The sequence below is a fragment of the Psychromonas ossibalaenae ATCC BAA-1528 genome (assembly GCF_000381745.1).
Classification (GTDB): domain Bacteria; phylum Pseudomonadota; class Gammaproteobacteria; order Enterobacterales; family Psychromonadaceae; genus Psychromonas; species Psychromonas ossibalaenae.
Genome location: NZ_KB906998.1, coordinates 1 through 23,973 on the forward strand (window position 1 = coordinate 1; position 23,973 = coordinate 23,973).

A 23,973-nucleotide genomic window follows, 5' to 3' on the forward strand; every position below is an offset into this window, starting at 1 on the left:
GTTACCTGATACTGGTTATCTCCGACATAACGCAGCTGGTTATCCGTACCCCAGCCGTTAAAGCCGCCGCGAATATAAAGATCGTAGCTTAAAGGCGCCATATCCGGTGTGTAGCTAAATACCGGATGAAGCAGATCATCGCCAACCTCTAATTTAAAGTCATACAAGCCGGCTTGTGTAATAAGCAGGCCCATATTGGCGGCAGCGTCGCCAGTCTGCAGCGTATACTTCTGATCGGGACTGACTTGGGTCAGATTTTCAATATCAACGGTGAAGCTTGTTTCCAATGTCCACTCTGCGTCTGCCACTTTAAACTCCGGCACACCCGCAGTAAATGCGACATTATTAAGATAGTAAGCATCATCTTTGAAAACCAACTTATAGGTATCTTCTGCGCTCCAGCCGCTGAAGCTGCCTTTTAAATAAAGGTCAACCGCATAAGGAGCAACAGCCGCGTCAGGCCCTTTAGAAGCCGGGGTTACACAAGCAGTTTTCGCCTGGTTCAAAACTTCTGGTGCTTCGCAGTTTAATGGTTCATTTTTAATGATTATTTCTGTTTTTGTAATATCGTCACCGGTTAACTTACCAACTTTTGTATCATCGTCGTTTGAACAGCCGGTCAGAGTGGATCCGCCCATTAACAAAACAAGCGTAGTAACGCGTATTTTGTTTAATCTAAAATTAGCCATGTTTTTTAACATCCTATCTATATGTGATTCTAGTAATGCAGCTGAAAAGCACAGAGCCGTCCGGCATAAGTGTCAGCAGTTCAATACAGAGAAAAAGAGATGTTCAGGAATAATGTAAGGGAATTACTCTTGCCATACCGTCCTGACAATCTCATGGAAAACGCAGTATATAGGTCATGGAAAATGCGGTACATAGATGTTATCTATGTAAGTGTATGATTTTATATCACTTTATGTGAAGTTATGTGATGTTATGTGATGTTATGTGATGTTATGTGAAGTTATGTGAAGTTATAAAGGGGATAGCCGGATGTGAAATATAAACAGGACTGTAGTCTGTTTTTACACAGATAAAAGCGCTGCTTGCAGGTGAGGTGTTATTTTTTATTTACAACTTCAACATGTTAATAAAAACCTCTGCTTGTTATTGGAATGTTAACATGAAAGTGGGCCTATATCGAGCTAATTTAAAGTACAGGCGCTGAAGCCACTCGAGCTGCTGAAATATTTACAGAATATTATCAGGGGGAAAGGGGGCGATTAAGTGCTATCTGATTCGACAGGCATATTATAAAAAAGCCCCTCAATAATTGGTTGTCCAACTATTGGGGGGCAGTTCAATTCACTCGGGCTTTTTAGCCGCTATAAGTTAATTATTTAATATACAAATCAGTCTGCCAGAGGAGTAGCCGGCTGAATGCGGATAGCTGCAAGATCAAACTTATTTACTTGTCCATCTTTTCCGCCGCTGGCGATATAAGTGGTGTTGCTTTCCAGGTAACTCATATTGTAGAAGTCAGTCACTGCTAAAGAATAAGTTCCTGCAGCAAGACTGGCAGAAAGCGGTGTTGAGTAAACCAGTGGTTTTTTACCGTCTTTAACCGCTGCGTGCGGCATTTGAATAATACCTTTAGCAACAACTTCACCCGCTCCGTCTTTAACTTCCAGCCATTTAACACCGTTGGTAACACCCAGGTTAATCGCATTGAAGTTATTGTGATACTGCAGCTGGATATCGTAATCACTATCTGCACTTATTGTGATATCACTAACCGTTAACGTATCGTTCAAACTTCCCCAATTATGTAGATAAGCGCTGTTAATCTGCTCGTCAGCAGGTGTTGTGCTGATGTTTGAACTGACACGTGTATCCGTCACTGGAATAGCTTGTATTGTACCAAAGCATACCGGTGCGCTGTGATGAGAGTAATTTTTTGTCTCAGTGTAGACAGCTTCTACAGCATAACAAGTACCGGCGGCATCAGCCGCTTTAAGAGTGTCAGTAACGACTCCTTTTGCCACATCAGTTTTCACTAATTCGCCGTTACGGTATAGGTTATAGCTGATATTACCAGTTTGTGTATCACTGAATTGTACCGTTAGGAATCCGTCTTTGTCTGCTGCAACACTGCTGATCAACGGCTCTTTGGGTGCAAAAACAACGGGGTCACTATTGCTGAGCGGATGTGCTTCTACCATAGTAATAGCAGTTGAGCCGCTGATTAAGTCACCCAGAGTAATCACTAGGTTATTGCTGTCGCTTAAATCTGCGAACGCAATAGACTTAGGATCACTTACTGATTTATTGTTCAGGGTTAGACTCTGTACTGAATAATAACCGCTGTCCTCAGATGCTTCAGGCAGTAGAATTTCAAGGTTAATTACTTTACCTTTTAGTGTCAGACCTTGTAATTTAAGGCTTGTGCTGTTTGCAAATTTTTCTTTGCGCAGTTCGCTGGTAATAAACGGATTCAGGCTGATCCCTGTATCTGTAGTAGTAAAGCCGAAGACATCTTCTATGACCATACCCACATAAGCGCCGACAGACCAAAGCTGGCGTTTAGAGTTAATCACCGGGCCTGATAATGACGGATTATCAAAGTCTAGCAGACGAAACCATATTAGTATCTGATGCATCAACAGTAAATTTGTAATAACCTGTCTCGGTAATAAAGAAGGTTGCATTTGCACCGCCGGGAAGCATGGTATAAGCGGTATCTAATTCAGCTGTAAGCGCTTCTTCACCTAATACCCACTCGCTTGACCAGTCTGCCGCCGCCAGTTTGAATTCATGGTTGCCGGGAGCGACCTGCATGGTTACCTGATACTGGTTATCTCCGACATAACGCAGCTGGTTATCCGTACCCCAGCCGTTAAAGCCGCCGCGAATATAAAGATCGTAGCTTAAAGGTGCGATATCTGGTGCATAACTAAATACCGGGTGAAGCAGATCATCTCCAACTTCTAATTTGAAGTCATACAAGCCGGCTTGTGTAATAAGCAGGCCCATATTGGCAGCAGCGTCGCCAGTCTGCAGCGTATACTTCTGACCGGGACTAACTTGGGTCAGATTTTCAATATCAACGGTGAAGCTTGTTTCCAATGTCCACTCTGCGTCTGCCACTTTAAACTCCGGCACACCCGCAGTAAATGCGACATTATTAAGGTAGTAGGCATCATCTTTGAAAATTAACTTGTAGGTATCTTCTGCGCCCCAGCCGCTGAAGCTGCCTTTTAAATAGAGATCAACCGCATAGGGAGCTACGGCCGCATCTGGCTGGTCCGGAACATCCGGCTTATCTGGATCCGGAGTAACACAAGCAGTTTGTCTTTCATTCAAAATTTCCGGTGCCTCGCAGGTTAAGGGATCATTTTTAATAATGGTCTGCGTTTGAGCTTCGTCGGTTGAACAGCCTGTCAGTGCCGAACCGCTGAACAGTAAAACAAGCGTTGCAATGCGTGTTTTCTTAAATCTGAAGTTAGTCATGCTTTTTAACGTCCTATCTGTATGTGATTCTAGTAATACAGCTATAAAAATGACAGATGCTTCCCGGCATCAACCTTAGCTGTTTAATACTAGAGGCAAGGAGATTATCGGGAGCGGGAAAAGGAAGTTCAGCTGCAGACTCAACTCTCCTTAAATCAAAGCGTAATAATCCTTTACAGCGACGCCCGGTCAATCTCATGGAAAACGCAGTATATAGATGTCAAATTCATAACGCTGTGATTTTTATGTTTTATTCTAGAGCCTTTGTGTAATTACTTTTTGTTACGCCTCGTTACTTTTTGTTACTTTCGTTTGTTTTTGTTTTGTCTTGGGGTAAGGTGTTTTTATAGTGACTGTTAGTCGGGGGGTGAAAGATCGTGTGTTAATATTTATTGTTGTTTATCAGTTGTTTGGTTTGTTTTCCTTGTTGGTTTATGTTGTTTTTCAGTGGTTTGTTTTTACTTGCTGATTTCTTTTGGATGTCGTTTCATTTACTTGTTTTAGATGTTTTTGAAAAATGAAAGGTGTCGATGTTACGTGCGGTGGTCACGTTTACATCACGGAATGGTCATGGCTTGTAGGTTCTGATGTCTGCCTGAGAATTAGTTAATATATATGATTTTTCATGGCTAAGTTAGGCTGGACTGATAACTAAAATTAACAGTAAATTGGATTTTATAAGCGGGTAAAATTTCTGTAATATAAGCTGATTATTATTTTTCTCTTTAGGTAAAGGAACTGTCTGTGGATCAGGATTTAACCAACTTCTTACAAGAACTCACTACACCCGATTATATTTTCAATGAAAGGTCGTTTTTTGCCCAAGCAGGGTATCTGCTTCAGGTGCAGCTCCAGGAATACTTAAATCAACAAGAGTGTCGTGAGAACTCTTTTTATAAATCTGTGTGTACTGCGAGAAAACTAAATAATGCAGATACGGATAAAAAATTCTGGCAGGCATTATTATCTTTTGACTCGGTACTCGACAGCTTTGTTATGCCTGAAAACAAGTCTCAAAGAAACTGCAGAAAATGGCTGCGTTTTGTCAATATGATTGAAAATCTGCAGGGCTATAACGGCAGTCAGCTATTTTCCGTGCCTAATCTTTATAAGAAACAACAGGTTCGTTTGTATTTTGCTGTGATGCTGACTTGGGAACATCTGCGCTACATCGCCGGTAATGATGATCAGTTCAGCCCAAGCTCAGAGATTCTTGGTTTTTTTGCTAGTGATGTGCACAGCCATGAACACACTCACGAAGATTGCGGTGATAATTGTGACCATCAACACTAGTAGTGATAAAACCTGTCCGTTCTGTGCTGCTATTAACCGTTGTCAGGCTGATCCTGCCAAGCCCTGCTGGTGTTATGATCTGCCGATACCGACATCGCTGACTGACCTGGTACCGGAACACCTCAAGCGTAAGTCCTGTATCTGCCGCAACTGTATCAGTTTATACAATGAAGACGCTGAATTGTTTAAGCAGGGGCTGGAGAAAAGATAAAAAACGGCAGTATTCGTTTAAGCTGAATAGCAGCCGTTTTTTACGGGGCGGACGACTAGTTTAATACGTATTTTTCAAATACGTGAGCAACACCGTCTTGATCATTACTAGCAGTAATATAATCGGCATTTGCTTTTACTTCATCGCTGCCGTTTTCCATCGCGACACCAAGACCGGCGTATTTAATCATCTCTAAATCATTTGCCGCATCGCCGACACAAATTATCTGCTCTGCAGTGAGTCCAAGGTGCGCGGTTAAAGCCGCCATACCCATGCCTTTATTGCTGTTTTTATTCATAAACTCATAAAAGAACGGGGTGCTTCTGGCCATTGAGTATTTTTCCTGCAGTGACTTAGGCAGCTGCTCAACCGCTTTTGACAAGGTCTGCTCCTGGTCAATCATCATCACCTTTAAAATATCTTCATCTGCATCAAGCATATTGAAATCAAACTCTGAATATTCAATACCGTTAAGTTTTGCTTCATAATCGGTATATTCATTTTGTTTAGGTGTGATCAAACCGCGGGTCATGGAGTAAGCGAGAATATTTACGCCCAATTTATCAGCTAACTTGTTAAGGTCAATAGCATCCTGGCCGGTTAGAATGGCACTGCTGACTACGCTTTTACAAGCGACTTTAAGAATTAACGAGGCGTTGTAAGTCAGTACGTAATCATCTGCGCCGTCTAAATCCAGTTCTTTTAATGTCGGCAGCATACCTTCAAAGGGGCGCCCTGAGGCTAATACTACTTTTATTCCTTGTTCTTTGGCTGATTTAATTGCCTCTCGAACTCTACTAGTTAAGGCTTTTTCGCTGTTCAGCAGCGTACCGTCCATATCTAAAGCAACAAGTTTATACATTAATGTTTCCCAATAATTTAAACAATGCTTAGTGTATTCAATATTGAATAAATAATCGAATATTGTTGATGCTGATTAATGATGCATTGATTAAGATCAGCCTGGTAAATCGTAAGCCCGGCGTATATTGGGACTAATCTTTTCAATCTCAGTAATTGCCAGGAGCCTGTTAATCGATGGCTAAACCAAATAAAAAAGGGCCGGTGCAGACGGTTGATATTTTCTGCAGTAAATGTAAGAGCCAGTTGTACAAATACCGTAAAGGCGGTAAAGGGGCTTTGGTAAAATGTTTCAAAGAACGTATTTCTATTGATTACACCAAAGAAACATGCATTTGTCCAAACTGCGCCAGTGTATTCGCTCGTGAAGCCTTAGTGAGAGGCACGCCCGCTTTTAAGATAAACGCAGCTAAAGTGTACGTTAAATAAATAGGATTATGGATCAAAATCAAAGCTTTAAGACTAGAAGCTTGTTTTAATTACGCGCATTAAGTAGCAGCCTCGCTGTAAAATGGACTTTTTATCTTTTTAAGGAATAGTAATGCAGGAGCATGGTTCTTTTACTATCCGGATCACCGGACAGCTGATTCTGGTACAGGCGTTTGGTGCCTGGAATTATGAAACAGCTAAACGCTTCTGTATAGAATATAAAGCTGCCGCTCAGTCTTTGATTCAAGAGCCCTGGGCATGTTTATTAGATTTATCCAAGTGGGAACTGGCAACCCCTGATATACGTGCTTTAGTTGAAGATAGAAATACCTGGGCAAACCGTAATAACCAGAAGTATGAAGTCGTGATCTGTTTGTCACCGCTGCAGCGTTATCTGATAGAAAAAATGCTCAACAACCTTAATAATATTAAACTTAGTTTTTTTAAGGAGAAAAGCGAAGCATTGAACTGGCTGCGGTCGGTTAATTTTGATCTGCAGTGTGCTTAGCTCAATAAAACCACGCAGTTGTTTACCTAATCCGAATGTTCTTTCCTCTCAACTGCTGCCGTCGTAATATGCTTTGTTTGTTTAGCCGGTTGTCTTGTGCCGCTATTAGGACTAAATTTATTACTAATAACGAAGCATACAGCAGTTTATGAGAGGTGTAATATGTCGTCAGAAAACAGCGCTCATGGTTCATCAGACGATAGATTAAAAGTATTTCCTTTTAGTGCTGTTCAGGGACAGGAACGCTGTAAAAAAGCCTTAATTCTGGCCGCGATTAACCCCAAAATCGGCGGCCTGCTGCTTTGTGCCCCTGCAGCCTGCGGTAAATCAACATTATCTCGAGGTCTAATCGATATTCTACCCGGCACAGCCCTGCATAATTCCGATTTTGTGAACGTATCTTTAACTGCCAGTGAAGAGATGCTGCTTGGTACCTTAGATTTAGACCATGTTTTAAACCAGCAGAACGTTCATTTTTCACCGGGATTATTGAGTAAAGCACATGGTGGAGTCTTATATGCAGATCAGGTTAACCTGCTTCCTGAACTACTTGTCGCTCAGCTGCTTGATGTAGCGGGCAGCGGTGTGAACCGAATTGAGCGTTATGGGTTTAGTTTTGTTCATCTGGCTAATTTCACTCTGATTGCGACAATAAACCCGGAGCAGGGGGCGTTAAGCTCACAATTGTTAGAACGCTTTGGATTCGTAGTGGAGCTGGACAGCAGTTATAGCGTTGATCAGAGGGTGCAGATAATTAAAACGCGCCAGGCGTTTGAATCTGATCCCGGGCGATTTTGTGAGTTCTATCAGATGCAGCAGGTAGAACTGCAGCAGCAGATTTCAGATGCTAGGGAGCTTTTACACAGAGTCACCTTCTCGGATAATATATTGAATGATATTGCGCGGCGCTGCGACGCCGCACGGGTTAACGGTTTACGTGCTGATTTACAGCTCTTTCATGCTGCCGGCGCACATGCTGCCTGGCAGGGACGTCAAGAAGTGTCGGCGGCAGATATTGATTTCGTTGAGCCGTTTGTATTGAGCCGCCGCTGCTGCAGCGGCGGCTAGTGCAGAAGTTTTAAGAAAACAGTTCGTCCTGCAGTGTTTGTAAATTTATGCTGGCGACTCCAGTTGCTGTATCTGCCCCGCCATAATAAACGTAGAGTATTCCGTCTACTACCGCCTGGCCGTTACTAAAGACGACATTTTTCACAAAGCCGTTTTTCTCCCACTCTAATTCAGGCACTAATATCGGTTCTTTTTGCCTGTATATCACTGTTGTCGGATCTTCTTTTGCTAGTCCGGCAATACCAAGGGCATAGGTTCCGTTGCCGCAGTTATCCTGGTGCTCCTGACTGACACCGTGATAGATTAAAATCCAGCCTTTTTCAGTTTCTATTGGCGGACCGGCTAAACCAATTTTATGATTTTCCCAGGGGTTGTCCTCTTTAACCTGTAAAAGAATTTTATGGTTTTCCCAGGTTTTCATATCGTTCGATTCACATATCCAGATATGTGGTGCTCTTCTATGCAGAAGATAGTATTTTCCATTTATTTTTCTAGGGAAATAGGAGGCATCTTTGTTGGGTTCGTCTAAAACAATCCCGTGTCTCTGCCAGGTAATTAAATTCTTACTGGTAGCCAGGCAAATTCTAAAATCGCCGTCAAAGCGGCCGCCGTAACCTGTGTAGAGCATATAGAAGATATCGTCTATTTTTACGATTCTTGCATCCTCTACACCACGCTCTTCCTGAGAGTCTTTTATCGGGCCCAGTATTGGGGTATCTAATCTGGAAAAATTAATACCGTCACTGCTGACGGCATACCCGAAATAATTTAAATAATCGTCACACTCTCGGCCGTTGCTGTTTTTATTGGTTGAACGGTACAGCATATGTACCAGGCCGTTATCTGCAATGGCGGCAACGTTAAATACTGCTGCTTGTTCCCATTCATTATTTTTGTTTGCTTGTAAAATTGGTTTTTCAGATGCTCTGTTTAACTTAATCATTTCTTATCCTTTTAAAAAGTATGATTAGGTCTCTACTATCATCACCAATCTTTAAAAAGATTCGCTCCGTATTACCTTTACTTGTTGAACAATAAATAGATTTACACAATGTAAATCCACAACGGAGTGTATCGACAAACAACTGTTTTATTCAGCTTCTTTACTTATGTTTACACTTTTTCGTGACATACATCCTGCGGGGGAAATAAAAAAGCCGTCAGTTAAACAAGTTAACTGACGGCTTTTATAAATGCAGGCTGAGATTTAAATACAGTCTCGGCGTTTAAACAAAAGCTTATTCTGCAAACTGAAGCAGGTGCTGTTTAACTGACTCTGAAGCGAATGCGTGGGCAACACTGATTTTGTAGATATTAAAATAGTCTTCACGGTTCAGAGCAAACTCATCCATTACCTTACGCACTTCATCGGTCATAGTGGTGTTAGAAACCGTGCGGTTATCGGTATTGATAGTAACCAGCAGACCGTCTTTATAGAAGGCTTTGAGCGGGTGACTGCTGAGGTTTTCGACAGCTTTAGTCTGAACATTGCTGCTCGGGCAGGTTTCCAGGGCAACTTCTTTGCTTTTGACCAGCTCATAAGCGTCGGCATGTCCAGTAATGTGGATACCGTGTCCGACACGCTCCGCACCAAGCAGCGATACTGCATCATGGACGTTCTGACCCGATCCCTGCTCTCCTGCATGGATGGTGATTCGGTAACCTTTATCAGCCGCATACTGTGCATAAGGGATGAATTCATGGCAGAATCCATCAGCTTCGCCACCGGCTAAATCGAATGCGGCAACGCCGTTATTTAAGTATTTCTCACCCGCATCGACAACACCTTTAATGGTTTCTTTGGGCATATGTCTTAACAGTGACAGGATGTAGTTACCCTTGATGTCATACATCTGCTCAGCTTTCTTCATGCCTTTGACAGCACTGCCGATGATCTGATCCAGCGTTAAGCCCTGTTCAAGATGCAGCAGGGGACCAAAACGAACTTCCAGGTATTTAACATTTTCTTTGGCTGCATCTTCAAAAAGTTCAAATGAGATACGTTCGATACCTTCTGCGGTCTGCATAACTGAAAGAGGCAGTTCAAAGCGTTTCAGGTACTCATCTAAGTTTAAGCAGGTCTCTGGAGCAATCATTAAGTTTCTAATTTCCTCAATGTTGTCTGCAGGAAGTGTTAGGTTCTGCTCACGGGCAAGATCAATAATTGTCTGCGGACGCACGCTGCCGTCTAGATGACAGTGCAGATCGATTTTCGGTAAGTTAAAGTAATTCATAAGTCTCTACCTTTATTTAGGGGTCGTTAAAGTTACAGACTTCATAATCAAGAATTTAAGGATCTTGGTAGAAACTCCCAAACCATATCATTGGGATTATACGAAGCAGTTTAACAGCGTACTTTATCAGCATGAACTTTAGCCTGCAATCCATATCCGGATAGTGCTGTCAGACTTTTGTTTTTTTTATGACAAATACCAGATGTACAACTCGTTTTTAGCTTTGTCTTTCTGATAGCCGGTCTATTTTCTGCCAGGAATCAGGTACGAAAAGCCGCTATTTCGCTGCAGGTTCATTTTCATGAAACGGGCATTATTTTTGCCCATCAATCTGGCGTTTGTATAAAGCTCGGCTTCAGCTTTATACAGCAGCTAAAATTTAATCACTCTGCCTGTGATTAAAATCTCACTGTTAAGCTGCATCTCATGAAGATAGGTGATACTCATATCTGCACTAACGGCCTCAATAATCTTTTGAAAACCGGATGGCACATACCAGCATCAAGCCGATCTGCTAGAAAGCCGCCGTGCATAATTCCCTGAAACCCCTGCTGGTGGATTGTACCTTTAGCGAGTGCCAAGATCTGCTGATCGCTAGTATTTTCCGGCTGCTTTATGCGGACACCTTATTGGTAAATGAAAATAGTTATTGGCATATGCCAATAACTTGAGTAGAGTAGCGTAATAATTATTAATTGAGTATTAAGTTATGAGACCAAAAATTAAACGACATATTTGTGCCTCCGGCTGTGCCAGGTTCAGTTTATTCAAACCCAACGGTATTCCCGCTTCAGAGCTGAATAAAATTAGAATTGAAGCAGATGAGTTTGAAGCGATGCGTTTAGTGGATCTCCAGCAGTTGTCGCAGCAGGATGCCGCACAAAAAATGCAGGTATCACGACAAACTTTTGCCAATATTATAAAAAAAGCCCGGCACAAAGTGACCAGCGCTCTACTTAACGGTGATGCTTTGGTCCTGCCTGAAAACAATCTGACGACTATAAAATTAGAAAAGGAATTATTATGATTTACGCTATTGCTACAACAGAAAAACAGCTTTCTCCGCGCTTCTCAAAGGCGGAAATTTTTACTTTTTATAATGAACTTGGCAGAGTGGTTGCGGTACAGAAGAACCCCTGTTTAGCAGTATCCGGATGTACAGGAAAAAAACTATTAATTGAACTGCTCAAAAAACTCAATTGTGATGTAGTCATTGTGCGTAAAATAGGTGAAAAAACACTGGCAAAACTGTTATTTTCCGGTTTTAAAGTTGAGCAGGGCAGTACCCGGGATACGACTGAAGTGTTATTAGAAAATGCACGTCTACAGAAAAATTCATTAACCCGCCCAGAGCAGGGAGTAAAAAGTAAAGGCTCCGGTTGTTCGGCTTAACAAAAGGAAAAAGCTTATGGAATTTGTAATAACATTTATAATTTTTTCTCTGGCTGCTGGCGCCATGGCATTAGGTGTTATTTTTCACCGCCGGGAACTGCAGGGGAGCTGCGCTGGGTTAGTTAACCTGGATATTGAGCCGAGCTGTGACTGCGAGGCTGTCTGCGATGCGCACCGCACTTTATATCAAATACAAGAGCCGAAGCCGCATTAAAGCATGTCGATGTTTTCTCATTAAACGACTTACTTCTGTTGTTCTAACCATAGCTGCATATGTTTATCGAACAGCTTATCAAAGGTATTAAAATCAGTTAATTCTTGAATACGTTTATTTAAATAGTTTCTGAGAGCTTTACTGTTACATCCGGATTTTTTTGACAGGGTAAAATATAGACCCTCGATAGAAACAGGCTCTTGTAAATGTGTGACATTATTTTTTAAACCTGATACTTCGAGTATAGTCAGTCCCTGGTATAACTCGTATAACACATAATCGAAGCGCTCTGCGATCAGCATTGCAAAGGAGCGCTCTGCCGTGGCGCTAGTACGTATATCTAATCTTTCTGACGCATATTTATCAAAATCCTGACCGAAACTGTTGTTGACTAAGGTACCGCCTCTTTTAGTCAGTAAATCACTCCATTCTTTAAAAGGAAATTCCCTGCCTTTTTTTACCCATACGACACTCGGCACGTTGGTAAACTGCGGCAGAATATAGTCCATATATTCCTGACGCTGGTCGGTAATAAATGCGCCGGCAAGCATATCCACTTCACCATGCTTAGCTTCCTGCTGCGCCCGGGCCCAAACGCCTCGATCCCGGGCATCAATTGTAATGCCGCTGTCCATTAATGCCAGTTCTAATAGTTCGACTGCCAGCCCGGTGAGTTTTCCGGGGTTATGCTGATCTCGCCAAAGAATGGGAGGGTATTCCGCGTTACCAGTCACAACTAAATGTTTACATATCGACAGGTTTGCCTGAACCGGGATACTTAAAAGCAGAATAAACAGCATGAAACTGAGAAGTGTTTTTGCAGAACTGATACGAAACATAAGAAATCCCTTTATATATCTGTCTAAATAAAGGGTAGTGTCTTTCAGTGTAAAATGTTGTTATATTTTCATACTCTATAAGTCAAAACAGGCGCATTATGCGCCTGTTTTGACTAGGGGAAGAAATACTTAAGCGGTCTGGTAACGGGCTAAAATTTCACCCAGATTTTCAGACGCTGCAGATAATTTAACCACGCCCTCGGAAGACTGAGCCACTAAATCTTTGATGGTATTAGATTTCAGACGGATATCACTAAGCTCTGCAGAGATATTGTTAGCCACTGAACTTTGCTCTTCCGAGGAAGTTGCAATTTGAAAGCTCATATCAATCACGGCCTGTGAGGATTCACTGATTGAGTTTACATCGCTGCCGATATTAACGATCATTTCACGACTTGCCTGTGCCTGTTTTACGGTATTGTCTGTCATATGGGCAATGTTGTTGGTTTCTGACTGCAGGTTTTCGATCATTGACTGAATCTCAACCGTTGCCGCCTGGGTACGGCTGGCTAACGTTCTTACTTCATCCGCAACAACGGCAAAACCTCGTCCCTGCTCACCTGCGCGTGCAGCTTCAATAGCCGCATTCAGTGCAAGCAGATTAGTCTGTTCAGAAATAGCATTGATGGTGGTGATCACATCGTTGATTTTAGTGGCATTATCTTTGAGGGTAGACACTGAGTCTGAAGTTTGATCGATATAACTGGAAAGCTGCTGGATCTCGCTGATTGCATGCTGTACCCGCTCATCGCTCTGCTTGATATATTCCGAATTCTGCTCTACATGTTGCGATGCTAGTTTAGAAATATCAGTGACTTCTAGTGAAGATGCGGTCATCTCTTCCATTGCCGTTGCAACTGAATCCAAGGAAGTGTACTGCTGCTCTACCTGCTCTTCACTCTGCTTTGTTTCATCGGCAAATGAAGATGAAGTGGTGTGCAGTGTCTGTGCATTTTCTTTTACTGTTACCACTAACTCGGTCAGGGTATCCATCGCTTTGTCGAGTGCACAGCCGATTGTACCGAATTCGTCACGTCCCGGGTGGAAGCCTAAACGGGAAGTCAGATCACCCTTGGCAATCTTTTCTGTTGTATCCCAAAGCACCCATAATGCGCCGCCGATAAATGTGGCAGTCCAGTACAGCGCTAATGTGAAAGGCAGTATCCATAGAAAAGAGAGCAGAAATGAGTAAAAAGCCTGCTCTTTAGCACCTTTTTCCTGATAGGGGGCTTTTTGAGATAAAGAAACATACTGCTGCGAACTTGTTTTAACGACTGCGGTGAGCATCTCCTGGCGACGTGAAGAATCGGCGGCTGACCTTGAAACCTGCAGGCCGAGTGAAGCTAATTTATCCGTCTGTCCTGACGACTCCATTGCCTGCACCATGCCTGACAGCCGCTGCTCGAGTGCCTGCATTGACTGTTGTTCAATCTGTTCAATAGAGTTCTGGTAACGTCCCACTGATAGAGCTGTTAAAACGATTAAAAACAAACCGAAAATAACCATAAATTTGTCATTAATCGACATTTTAATAAATAATTTATCGATGTTGCGAAACTGTACTTCTTTCATAAGCTATCCCTACTATGTGGTGCTGAATTTTTTTTCCATTGCTTTTAGAATATACGTATTTTGCCAGTTAGGTAGTTTCCTTGGTAATAATTGTTAACTATGTAATATTTATGAATTGAGTTTGATGTCTATTTATACAGGGGCCGCAGTTCAGAATGAATCTGGGATCGTAATATTGATACTTTTCTAGCGGGGATAAAAAGGGAGCTGGACTGTTATCCTGCTCCCTATGTTTTTTTATGCTTTACGGAGGAGTTTAGACCGCTGCTAACTCAGCCGCCGGCTCTTGATTTTCAACTTTGTCCTTATTCGGAATCCTAAAAATAAGCACGTAGGTGACCGGTAGTACAATCAGTGTCAGCAGGGTGGCAAAGCCTAAGCCGAATATAATTGTCACTGCCATTGACTTAAAAAACGGATCAAACAGCAGCGGGATCATACCCAGCATAGTGGTAACTGCCGCCATGCATACCGGCCGAACACGACTTACTGACGATTCAAATACCGCATCATAGGGAACTTTACCCTCGGCCAGTTCGACGCGGATCTGATCCACCAGAACGATACCGTTTTTGATCACCATACCACTTAAACTGAGCATACCCAGTATAGCCATAAAGCTGAACGGTGCATCAAACAAGAGCAGTCCCGATGCGATACCAATGACTGCCAGCGGTACATTAAACCAGATAACCAGCGGTTGTCTTACTGAGTTGAAAACCACGACAGTGATCAGGAACATTGCCAGATAACCCATAGGTATTGAGCTGGCAATACCGGCCTGTGCTTCGCTGGAAGTTTCATATTCGCCGCCCCATTCCAGTTCATAACCGGCCGGCAGTGTAATTGCTTCAATTTTAGGGCGCAGTATGCGCAGTACAGAATCTGCAGTTTCACCACTGCCGAGCACCGGATCTGCCATTATTGTTAAGACGCGTTTACGGTCACGGCGCATAATAATCGGGTTTTCCCATTCACTGTCAAATGAGGAGACTATTTGTGTAACCGGCACAAAAGTGCTGTTCTCACTGCTCCATACCTGCAGTTTTAGCAGACTGTCTGCATCAAGACGTTCCTGCTCCGGTGCCCGGGCAACAACCGGCATTAAGTGCGACTGTTCACGATAGGTGCCAACTGGTTTGCCGCTGAAGTTAATCAGCATGGCAGTATCAAGATCCTGTTTGCTGACTGCGACTTTTTTCGCCTGTGCACTATTGAACTGCGGGCGTACAACATTGACCTGATTGCGCCAGCTGTGACGTATATTCTCAGTGGTCGGCTCGGTAATCATAATCTGCTCGGCCTGGCTGGCGAGTCGGCGCAGTACAACAGGATCTTCTCCGTAAAAGCGCGCTTCAATTTTTGCCGCCGGTGACGGGCCGTTATCCATTAATTTTACGCGGAATTGTGCTTCAGGATAGTTATCCCGCAGAACACTGGTTAGTTCTGGTACCCCTTTATTGAGTGACTCTAAGTCATTCATTTCGATAATTAACTGCGCATAGGCGTTATAGCCTTTTTCCGGTGAATAGGGCAGTACAAAACGTTGTGCACCCTGGCCGATAACCGAAGTAATATTTTTCAGACCAACATCAGATTCCTGCTGGCGGGCGGTAATATCTGTTTCAATGCGTCTTATAAAATCTTCTGTTGCGCGGATATCCGTACCTTCCTGCATCCAGACATCAACAAAAAATATCGGTGTTGTTGATGGCGGGAAGAAGACATTTTTAACCTGCCCCATACCGAATACCGCCGCCGCTAACATAGCGATCACCAATGTTAAACTAAGCAGTCTAAAACGCATTGCTAAAGATAAAATTGCGCGGTAAGCGCTAAAGAACACACCTTTATAAAGTTCCTGCTGCTCTTCACTTACTTCACCGTCTTTAAATAACAGGTGACAGAAGAACGGTGTAATAGTGATAGCCGTGATCCAGCTGAGAAACAGTGAAATCAGGAGCACTTGAAACAGCGATGAACAGAATTCACCGGTTGCATTCTGTGACAAGCCGATCGGAGCAAAAGCTAATATTCCAATGATGGTCGCACCTAATAACGGCCACTGGGTCTGCTTGACAACATCCCCGGCAGCCTGGTACCGGGTCTGGCCGCGTTTAAGGCCGATCAGTATGCCTTCAGTTACTACAATGGCGTTATCTACCAGCATCCCCAGGGCGATTATCAGCGCGCCTAATGAGATAAGCTGCAGCTGAATATTTAGTACTTTCATAACAATAAAAGTACCCAGAATGGTCAGCAGCAGCACGGCACCCATTAATAAGCCGGAACGAACCCCCATAAAGACCAGAAGAACGATAATAACGATAGCGATGGATTCAGCAAGGTTGATAAGAAAGCCGCTTATTGATTTATCAACCACAGCCCCTTGATCGTATACTGTGTTGAGGGCCATTCCCAGCGGCAGTTTCTCCTGCAGCTCGCTGATCTTTGCCGTCACTGCATGAGAAATATCAACAACATTTACACCAGAGCTGAATGATACGCCCAGCGACAGAGCATTATTACCCATGTTGTGGTAAATCACCGCCGGTGCTTCACTTTCACTTTTATAGACGTCGGCAATATCACCCAGATAGACCAGATCTTTACTGCCCGGCGGGCTTACTAATAAACGACGCATATCATTAACATCAGCAAATTCACCGGTCGGATTAATACGAATTCTTCCCTGCCCGACTCGAATGCTGCCGGCATTAGAGACAACATTCTGGCTGCTGATCTGGCTGTAGATATAATTCTGATCCAGTCCGATTGCGGCTAGTTTCTGCTGACTGATTTCAACCACTATCTGCTCTTCTGTTGCGCCGGCAACAGAGACCTTTTTTACGCCGTTTATCATTACCAGTTCACGGCGTAAAAAATTGGCGTAGTTTTCAAGTTCGCGGTAGCTGTAACCCTCACCGCTGATATTCATCAAGATGCCGTAAACATCGGAAAAATCATCAATGACCTGCGGCTGCATTACACCTGGCGGTAAATCAGCAACTGCGTCATTAACCTTACGGCGTAGTTCATCCCAGATCTGAGGCAGTTCATTTTTGTCGTACTGCTCCTGCATTTCAACTTCAATCTGTGATAAACCGGCACTGTTGATAGATGTGATATGCTTGATCTGAGGCATCTGCTGAATTGCATCTTCGAGTGTCAGTGTTACCTCTTCTTCAACCTGCTGCGGCGACGCGCCCGGGTAAGGAGTAATAACCAGCGCTTGTTTAATGGTAAATTCAGGAAACTCTAACTGGCCAAGGCCGGTAAATGAAACACTGCCGCCAACCAGCATCAGCAGGACGAACATCCAGCTGATAACTTTATGATTAATACTGTAATGTGCGATATTCATTAACTACACTCCTCTTTCCCAGCGAAGCGGTTTAACTTCCATACCGGCTTTAACTGCGAAGGCGCCGACAGCGACAATCTGATCCCCTTTATTTAAGCCGGACAGCACTTCTATGCCGTTAGTGCGTATTTGTCCCAGGGTTACATTTACCGCCTCAAGGCGGTTATTAGCCGTATTAAAACGCCATACGTTAGTTGTGCCGTCGATATCGCTTTTGACAATGGCAGACTGCGGTAAAACCTCAATAGAACCGCGGTTTTCTTCGCTTAACTGACTGCGGTAAATAGCCGACATATCCAGTAGTAATTCAGCACTCATTCCAGGAATAACATATAAATTTTTTGGTGGAGCAAAACTAAAAGTAACGGCGTAGGTTTGGGTGCCCGGGCTGACTTTGCTGGAACGTTCTTTGTATCTTACTGGATAAGTGTCGTCGTTTGGGCCTTGCGAAACAAACCGTATCTGCGGTTGATATTGTTTGTTTAACTTATTTTTATCTAAGCTGATGATTAACGATTCCGGTACCTGAATAGTGACATCCAGAAGCTGATTGCCCTGCAGCGCCAATACCACCTGTGCGGCTTGAATCATTTGATAATTATCCGATTCAACTTTGGCGACAACACCGGAGAAAGGGGCGGTTAAGCGGGTATATTTGAGCTGATCCTGAGCGCTGTTTAATGCTGATTTAGTGGATTTTAACGTTGCTCTGGCTGAATCAAATTCAGCTTTAGAAATAAGTTTTTGTTTTAACAGCTGCTGTTTACGCTGGAAATCAAGTTCGGCTAAATCGTAGTTTGCTTCTGCGTTTAACAGGTTGTTTTTTGCATCGCGGTCGTCAAGCTGTGCTAATAACTGGCCTTTCTTAACTTGCTGGCCTTCAATTAAATCCAGTTTAACCAGTTCGCCGTTAATACGAAAAGCTAAGTCTGCCTGCTGGTTGGCTGCCAGCTCGGCTGGAAAAATACGGTTTTTCTGAAAATCGCTATCACCTATGGTTATTAATTTTACCGGACGTACAGTTTCTGCCTGTACTGCCGCACTTTCAGCGCTGTCGCAGCCGCTCAGTAGTGAGCCCATGAAGATAGTGCCTGACAGCATAGCCAGCAGGCGGAGGTTGGTTGAGGTCATTAGGTCATTCCTTATTAGTTGTCCCTTATCCTAGCTGCACTATAACCTGATAAAACATTTCCAAAAACCAAACTAAATAGAACGAAAGGTTTCACAAAATGGAACGCTATTCTATTAATAAGCATGCTAAAGTCTTTCAAAATTGAAATCGGGTGATGTAAGCAGAGCATTATGAAAACAGAAGATATTAAATTATTTCATCACATAGTTGACAGCGGCAGCCTGAATAGAGCCTGTGAAATACTTTCTCTGGCAAAATCAAATGCCAGCCGGCGTATTAAAGGCCTGGAGCAGGAACTCAACTTCCAATTGTTTCACCGTCACAACAGTGTTATGCAGGTAAGTGATGCCGGCATTAAATTTTACGATAAAACCAAAACAATACTGCAGGAGTTTGAAACGGGCCTTAAGGAGATCAGTGCGCCTAATCATGAGGTTTCCGGGCATTTGCGCATCCAGTTATTGGCTCTGCCGATACTGCTTGATATCAGCCGAATGATCTTTCGATTTATGGATATTTATCCGGAGGTAAGTATTGAAATATTTAACAGCGCAGAAGATAAAAACCTGCTTGAGAATAATATCGATGTTGCTCTGCGCGTCGGCGAAAAGCTCCCGGACTCCAGTCTGGTTGCCCGTCCCATCGGTTATACGCCCTTTGGACTGTACTGTACACAAGAGTATATCAACGAGTACGGCATGCCGATAACAGCAGAGGAACTCAAAAAACACAATATGATTCGTTATCGCTTTCCAAGTGGTCAGATCCACAGCAGCCTGCCCTTTGGCAAAGATCAGGAGGTTGAGGTTTCCGGTAACCTGATTTTGAACAATGTGAGCTTAATGCTGGAAGCCTGCCTGCAGAGCCGCGGTATTATCTTTATTCCCGAACAGCTTGCTGAGAGTTGTGCAGGTAGAGACAGCTTAGTACGGTTATTCACTCATATTGAGCCTTCGCTCAATTACGGCTGGCTGGTTTATCCCTACAGAAAACATCTTTCTCTGGCTGCCCGGACTTTTATCGAATACATACTTTCTGAAGTACAAAACGGCTGCATAGTGAGGTGTGTCAGCGATGATTCGAACAATGCGATAATTTAAGAATACAACACTGCTTCTTAGAGTCTGTAATTAAGGCTGAAAAGGGAACTTTTTATTAATCAGATAAGTCTGCCGAAAGGGTGCGTTTATATGCTTTGCCGTCAGTTATCAGCAACATTTTTTTATTTAACAGGAACACCTTATGACCATCAAATCTATTTCTTCTGCAGCAGTTATTGTTTTAAGCTGCCTTAGTTATTCTGCTCACGGTGATAACTTATTCGACGTGTATCAAACTGCTAAACTTAAAGATCCGGTTATTCTAAAAAGTAAAGCACAGTATGATCTTTATCTGGAAAAAGTTAGTGAAGCAAATGCAGTATTGTTACCACAGGTTGGTTTCGGACTAAATGCCGGTTACAGCCATGTTAGTGATAATACTTTATCAAACTCAAATTACGGCGCTAATCTGTCCCTGTCGCAGTCACTTTATAACGGCACCTACTGGCAGCAGCTGGATATAGCCGAGAAGCAGGTTACACAGTATGCGGCGCTTTATGGTTACGCGGCACAGGAACTGCTGCTGCGTACCTCGAATGCTTATTTTGATGTGCTGCGTGCAGACGAAGCGGTAAAGTCCATTAATGCCAATATACGTGCGGTGGAGCGTCAGCTGCTGCAGACTAAGCAGCGTTTTGAAGTTGGATTAATTGCGATTACCGATGTTCACGAGGCACAAGCTGAATATGACCGGACGCTTGCGGATCAGATCAGCGCTGAAAACACCCTGGCAAATACCTACTACGCACTGCGTGAATTAACCGGACAAGATGTCGGCGCCGTTTCTCATCTTGATATAAACACTTTTTCGCCGCAGAAACTACAGGCGGATGTGCAGCTGTGGCGTAATAAAGCACTGGAGCACAATTTAAGTCTGCATGCTAAACGTATTGCTAAAGAGCTGGCAAAAATGAATATTGACAGTGCTGAAACAGGACATCTGCCGACATTAGATCTTACCGCCGGACTGGGGTATGACAACAGCAGTTATGATAATTCGCCTGCACAGGACACTGAGCTCAGCAGTGGTACAGTAGGGTTAAGTTTGAATGTGCCGATTTATTCCGGCGGTAGTATCACTTCACGGGTAAAACAGGCACAGTACAATTATATTATCGCCAGTGAAGACTTAGTGCAGACGTTCCGCAGCACTGAAGCCCAGATCAGCAGCGGTTACAATAATGTTACTGCTTCTTTAAGCTCAATTCATGCTTATGAGCAGACGGTCATCTCATCAAAAAGTGCGCTTGAAGCAACTGAAGCCGGTTTTGAAGTGGGGACTAGAACCATTGTTGATGTACTCGATGCAACACGCAGTTTATATGCATCTGAAAACCAGTTAGCTAATGCTCGTTACGATTATATTATTAATATGCTTGATCTGAAGTTTTTTGCCGGCACCTTATCCGAGCAGGATATCAGTCAGGTATCCGATGCTTTAACTGATAAAGTACCTGCACCTAATATGCAGTAAATTATGCACCTAATACCTGCCTGAGCGACTGTTCAGGCGGATTGAAGTGTATTCTATTATTATCACAGGGTTGTGAATATGCGCTTTATTGATACATTTATATATACATTTATAGCTATTGCAGTTGCAGGTGCGGTTATCATTTTTAGTATTTCAGCATGTCTTGCCTCCGAGTCTTTAATCGATCTGCGTCTGGCAGAAGAAATTGAAGTAAATCACTCCCGTTTTGCACTTATTCCGCATAAACCCACATATATTCTGCCCTTTGTCTTTAATGATAAAATCCAGCAGTACAGCTCTTATGAAAGCGCACAAAATAGTGACTATAACGATTTCCAGCAGCTGGAAGTAAAATTTCAAATCAGCTTCAAAATGCCGCTTTTAATTGAACCTGCGGATCTGCCCCTTGCTGTGTTTTTTGCTTATACACAGGTATCTTACTGGCAGGCCTATAACTCAGAACAGTCATCGCCGTTTCGAGAAACTAATTATGAACCGGAAGTGTTTGCCTTATGGCGTTTCGATAAAGAGATTGCCGCTGACTGGAAAATTAAACTTGCCTCCGCCGGTTTTGTTCATCAGTCCAATGGCCAAAGAGAGCCAGCGTCACGCAGCTGGAATAGAATTGAAAGTAATTTTCTATTAGAAAAAGAAGATCTGGTTATTGCACTTACTTCCTGGTACCGCCTTAAAGAAGACTATGAATCAGATGATAATCCGGATCTGCTGGATTATTATGGTCACGGAGAGATAAACGCCGTGTACCATATTGAAAACAATACCTTTAGTCTGGTCAGCCGTAATAATATTGAAAGTGGTTTCAGCAGAGGTTCAATACAGTTTTCCTGGAATTTCCCGATACATAAAAAACTGCACGGTTATGTGCAGCTGTTTTCCGGATACGGAAACAGTCTAATTGAGTATAATCAATATACGAATACTATCGGCTTAGGTATCTCGTTGACAGACTGGCTGTAGCATACAGTTAGACTTATATCAGCTATTGTAAGCTGATATTGTGCGTTTAAAAAATATTAATAAACATAAGATCATCATTATGAAAACAGAAGATATCAAGTTATTTCATCAAGTTGTTGATGCCGGCAGTCTGGTTCGTGCATCGGAGATCTTTGAACTGCCCAAATCAAATATCAGCCGGCGTATTAAAACACTGGAAGAGGAACTTAATATTCTGCTTTTTCATCGCCAGAACCGGGCGCTGCAGCTGACCGATTCTGGTATTAAGTTTTACGAAAAAACCAAAGCTATGCTCAATGAGCTTGAAGCGAGTATTCAGGAGATTTGTGCGCCGACTTATGAAGTTTCCGGGCATCTGCGTATTCAGTTACTACCGCTGCCGGATACCTTGGATATCGGACGCCAGATTTTTCAGTTTATGGATATGTACCCCAAAATCAGCGTTGAAATTATTAACAGTTCTGAAGACAAAAATCTGGTGGAAAATCATATTGATGTCGCCATGCGTATAGGTGAAACATTAGAAGATTCAAGTTTGATTGCCCGTCCGTTCGGTAAAGCAACTTTTGGTTATTACGCTACGCCTCAGTATATTGAAAAAAATGGTGCGCCGCAGAGTGCAGAGGAACTGCAGAAACTGAATGTGATCCGTTACCGCTTTCCCAACGGGCAGATATATAGTCAGCTGCCTTTTGGTAAAGAGTCAACCGTTGAAGTCTCTGGCAACTTGATTATGAATAGCGTACCGTTAATTATCGAGGCTTGCCTGCAGAACCGCGGTATTATTTTTATTCCCGAAAAGGTAGCAAATTTTTATGTTGAAAGGGGCTTGTTAGTGCGTATATTTAACGATATTGAGCCGTCAATAAATCACTGCTGGCTTGTGTACGCTTCGCGAAAACACCTTTCCCTGGCCACGCGCACTTTTATTAATTATATACTGCAGGATATTGACGGCAGAGAGGAGATGTCAGATATTGACAGTGATGTACGGGGTATGACGCTTTAGTTTTAATAATTAGTCTGAATTTAAAAGGCGCGCTATTTCAGATAGTGCGCCTTTTTTATAGGTAATCTAGCTTAAACAGCCTGAGTTACGCTCTGCTGCTATTCTAAATAGATAAGTAGAGTTTAATAAACAGATGGCATGACAAAGCATCTTGGTTGGGAAAAAGATTGAATGAGTTTAAATAAATGAACTGCGCATTGAATCAACTTCAAAAGTTATATCGTATTGAAGCCTTACTCAAGGGAAAATTTTCAGCCGAAAAACTCGCAGTACGGTAAGAGCAGTTACAACCTTTACTGGATAAATTTAAAGGGTAGTTAGATAAATCTGCGGTTCAAGTTCCGCCGAAAAGCGCACTTGAAAAACCGTCAGTTACAATATTAATTAGTGCCTTAAGCTGCTGTAGTATATTAATGATGGTCAATTATCTATTGATAATAATCACGCTGAGCGGGTGAATAAAGCATTTGTTATTGGTCGTAAGAACTGCCTGTTTGCTAAACTTAAAACGGCGCGTCGGCAAGCGCGAGCCTCTATAGCGTTATCGAAGCAGAAAATCAAACGAGCTAATGCCTTTTAACTTAACGTACTGCTTTAAACTGTTATCAAATCAGCCAAATGAGATAGATTCGCTCTTGTTATGGAATGTAAAACTCGATCAGCTGTTAGTTGGCTGGACGTTTACAATTAAAAAACGTAAGGTATTCCCAACGGATGACTCCGCGAAAAATTAGTCTATCATTGCATAATGAGGGCGCCAAAAAAATGGACAATGTCGATTAGAAATTGGAAAACGGTCTTAAATCGCTTTATGCTCACATTTGAAGACCGTCTTAAAG

At 42.8% G+C, this 23,973-nt stretch carries 23 protein-coding genes and 1 riboswitch; of the genes, 13 read left to right on the forward strand and 10 right to left on the reverse strand.

The annotated features are described in order from the left end of the window. The 3 genes from G327_RS24835 to G327_RS0115040 form a co-directional block, all read right to left on the reverse strand. Window positions 1-689 (reverse strand): hypothetical protein (locus G327_RS24835; RefSeq protein WP_033298400.1); only part of this gene is annotated, 689 nt, incomplete at its 3' end. Window positions 690-1,358: 669 nt separating this feature from the next. Beyond that, the gene (locus tag G327_RS24840; protein ID WP_169337242.1) at window positions 1,359-2,654 is read right to left on the reverse strand and encodes a hypothetical protein; all 1,296 of its coding nucleotides are present in this window, start codon (window positions 2,652-2,654) and stop codon (window positions 1,359-1,361) included. Beyond that, window positions 2,566-3,456, reverse strand: coding sequence for an early set domain-containing protein (locus G327_RS0115040; protein ID WP_019615624.1), 891 nt, complete (start codon window positions 3,454-3,456; stop codon window positions 2,566-2,568). The genes G327_RS24840 and G327_RS0115040 overlap by 89 nt, the downstream gene beginning before the upstream one ends. 744 nt (window positions 3,457-4,200) lie before the next feature. On the opposite strand from G327_RS0115040, the gene G327_RS26890 reads away from it, so the two are divergent. Both G327_RS26890 and G327_RS0115050 read left to right on the forward strand, forming a co-directional pair. Next, entirely contained in the window at window positions 4,201-4,749 is a 549-nt protein-coding gene (locus G327_RS26890) for a hypothetical protein (RefSeq protein WP_019615625.1), read from the forward strand. Further along, complete coding sequence (locus G327_RS0115050) at window positions 4,733-4,960, forward strand: cysteine-rich CWC family protein (RefSeq protein WP_019615626.1); 228 nt, start codon at window positions 4,733-4,735, stop codon at window positions 4,958-4,960. Before G327_RS26890 ends, G327_RS0115050 begins: the two co-directional genes overlap by 17 nt. 55 nt (window positions 4,961-5,015) lie before the next feature. Here the strand turns inward: G327_RS0115050 and G327_RS0115055 are convergent, their stop codons facing one another. Continuing rightward, window positions 5,016-5,822: a Cof-type HAD-IIB family hydrolase gene (locus G327_RS0115055; protein ID WP_019615627.1), complete on the reverse strand. Its 807-nt coding sequence runs from the start codon at window positions 5,820-5,822 to the stop codon at window positions 5,016-5,018. 176 nt (window positions 5,823-5,998) lie between these two features. Here G327_RS0115055 and G327_RS0115060 point away from each other — a divergent pair, with 176 nt between their 5' ends. The 3 genes from G327_RS0115060 (at window position 5,999) to G327_RS24845 (ending at window position 7,826) form a co-directional block, all read left to right on the forward strand. Then, on the forward strand, window positions 5,999-6,250 hold the full coding sequence (locus tag G327_RS0115060) for a hypothetical protein (RefSeq protein ID WP_019615628.1): 252 nt from the start codon (window positions 5,999-6,001) through the stop codon (window positions 6,248-6,250). A gap of 112 nt (window positions 6,251-6,362) precedes the next feature. Beyond that, window positions 6,363-6,758 (forward strand): hypothetical protein, encoded by a 396-nt coding sequence (locus G327_RS0115065; protein WP_019615629.1) that lies wholly within the window; start codon window positions 6,363-6,365, stop codon window positions 6,756-6,758. A gap of 162 nt (window positions 6,759-6,920) precedes the next feature. Next, window positions 6,921-7,826 (forward strand): magnesium chelatase ATPase subunit I, encoded by a 906-nt coding sequence (locus G327_RS24845; protein WP_019615630.1) that lies wholly within the window; start codon window positions 6,921-6,923, stop codon window positions 7,824-7,826. 10 nt (window positions 7,827-7,836) lie between these two features. Here the strand turns inward: G327_RS24845 and G327_RS0115075 are convergent, their stop codons facing one another. Beyond that, entirely contained in the window at window positions 7,837-8,769 is a 933-nt protein-coding gene (locus G327_RS0115075; RefSeq protein ID WP_019615631.1) for a glycoside hydrolase family 130 protein, read from the reverse strand. Window positions 8,770-9,064: 295 nt separating this feature from the next. Next, window positions 9,065-10,060 (reverse strand): adenosine deaminase, encoded by a 996-nt coding sequence (add, locus tag G327_RS0115080; RefSeq protein WP_019615632.1) that lies wholly within the window; start codon window positions 10,058-10,060, stop codon window positions 9,065-9,067. A 24-nt stretch (window positions 10,061-10,084) separates the two neighbouring features. Next, a riboswitch (purine riboswitch) is annotated at window positions 10,085-10,184 on the reverse strand. A 585-nt stretch (window positions 10,185-10,769) separates the two neighbouring features. Here add and G327_RS0115090 point away from each other — a divergent pair. Genes G327_RS0115090 through nqrM form a run of 3 tightly spaced genes read left to right on the forward strand, consistent with a single transcriptional unit; the run spans window position 10,770 to window position 11,666 of the window. Next, on the forward strand, window positions 10,770-11,087 hold the full coding sequence (locus G327_RS0115090; protein WP_019615634.1) for a DUF134 domain-containing protein: 318 nt from the start codon (window positions 10,770-10,772) through the stop codon (window positions 11,085-11,087). Beyond that, a complete protein-coding gene (locus G327_RS0115095) occupies window positions 11,084-11,452 on the forward strand; it encodes a NifB/NifX family molybdenum-iron cluster-binding protein (protein WP_019615635.1) in 369 nt (122 codons plus the stop codon). Before G327_RS0115090 ends, G327_RS0115095 begins: the two co-directional genes overlap by 4 nt. 16 nt (window positions 11,453-11,468) lie before the next feature. After that, a complete protein-coding gene (gene nqrM, locus G327_RS0115100) occupies window positions 11,469-11,666 on the forward strand; it encodes a (Na+)-NQR maturation NqrM (protein ID WP_019615636.1) in 198 nt (65 codons plus the stop codon). A 29-nt stretch (window positions 11,667-11,695) separates the two neighbouring features. Here the strand turns inward: nqrM and G327_RS0115105 are convergent, their stop codons facing one another. The 4 genes from G327_RS0115105 to G327_RS0115120 all read right to left on the reverse strand — a co-directional run bounded on the left by G327_RS0115105 (window position 11,696) and on the right by G327_RS0115120 (window position 18,572). After that, a complete protein-coding gene (locus G327_RS0115105) occupies window positions 11,696-12,505 on the reverse strand; it encodes a substrate-binding periplasmic protein (RefSeq protein WP_019615637.1) in 810 nt (269 codons plus the stop codon). 129 nt (window positions 12,506-12,634) lie between these two features. Next, window positions 12,635-14,077, reverse strand: coding sequence for a methyl-accepting chemotaxis protein (locus G327_RS0115110; protein WP_019615638.1), 1,443 nt, complete (start codon window positions 14,075-14,077; stop codon window positions 12,635-12,637). A 256-nt stretch (window positions 14,078-14,333) separates the two neighbouring features. Further along, entirely contained in the window at window positions 14,334-17,441 is a 3,108-nt protein-coding gene (locus G327_RS0115115) for an efflux RND transporter permease subunit (protein WP_019615639.1), read from the reverse strand. A gap of 3 nt (window positions 17,442-17,444) precedes the next feature. Continuing rightward, window positions 17,445-18,572 carry an efflux RND transporter periplasmic adaptor subunit gene (locus G327_RS0115120; protein ID WP_019615640.1) on the reverse strand — a complete coding sequence of 376 codons (1,128 nt, stop codon included), beginning with the start codon at window positions 18,570-18,572 and terminating at the stop codon, window positions 17,445-17,447. A 171-nt stretch (window positions 18,573-18,743) separates the two neighbouring features. Here G327_RS0115120 and G327_RS0115125 point away from each other — a divergent pair, with 171 nt between their 5' ends. The 5 genes from G327_RS0115125 to G327_RS26580 all read left to right on the forward strand — a co-directional run bounded on the left by G327_RS0115125 (window position 18,744) and on the right by G327_RS26580 (window position 23,714). Continuing rightward, a complete protein-coding gene (locus tag G327_RS0115125; protein ID WP_019615641.1) occupies window positions 18,744-19,673 on the forward strand; it encodes a LysR family transcriptional regulator in 930 nt (309 codons plus the stop codon). A gap of 142 nt (window positions 19,674-19,815) precedes the next feature. Continuing rightward, window positions 19,816-21,147 carry a TolC family outer membrane protein gene (locus G327_RS0115130; protein WP_019615642.1) on the forward strand — a complete coding sequence of 444 codons (1,332 nt, stop codon included), beginning with the start codon at window positions 19,816-19,818 and terminating at the stop codon, window positions 21,145-21,147. 78 nt (window positions 21,148-21,225) lie between these two features. Then, complete coding sequence (locus G327_RS0115135; RefSeq protein WP_019615643.1) at window positions 21,226-22,125, forward strand: phospholipase A; 900 nt, start codon at window positions 21,226-21,228, stop codon at window positions 22,123-22,125. A 79-nt stretch (window positions 22,126-22,204) separates the two neighbouring features. Continuing rightward, window positions 22,205-23,134: a LysR family transcriptional regulator gene (locus tag G327_RS0115140; RefSeq protein ID WP_033298412.1), complete on the forward strand. Its 930-nt coding sequence runs from the start codon at window positions 22,205-22,207 to the stop codon at window positions 23,132-23,134. A gap of 409 nt (window positions 23,135-23,543) precedes the next feature. Next, complete coding sequence (locus tag G327_RS26580) at window positions 23,544-23,714, forward strand: IS66 family transposase (RefSeq protein ID WP_083938537.1); 171 nt, start codon at window positions 23,544-23,546, stop codon at window positions 23,712-23,714. Window positions 23,715-23,973: the final 259 nt, after the last annotated feature.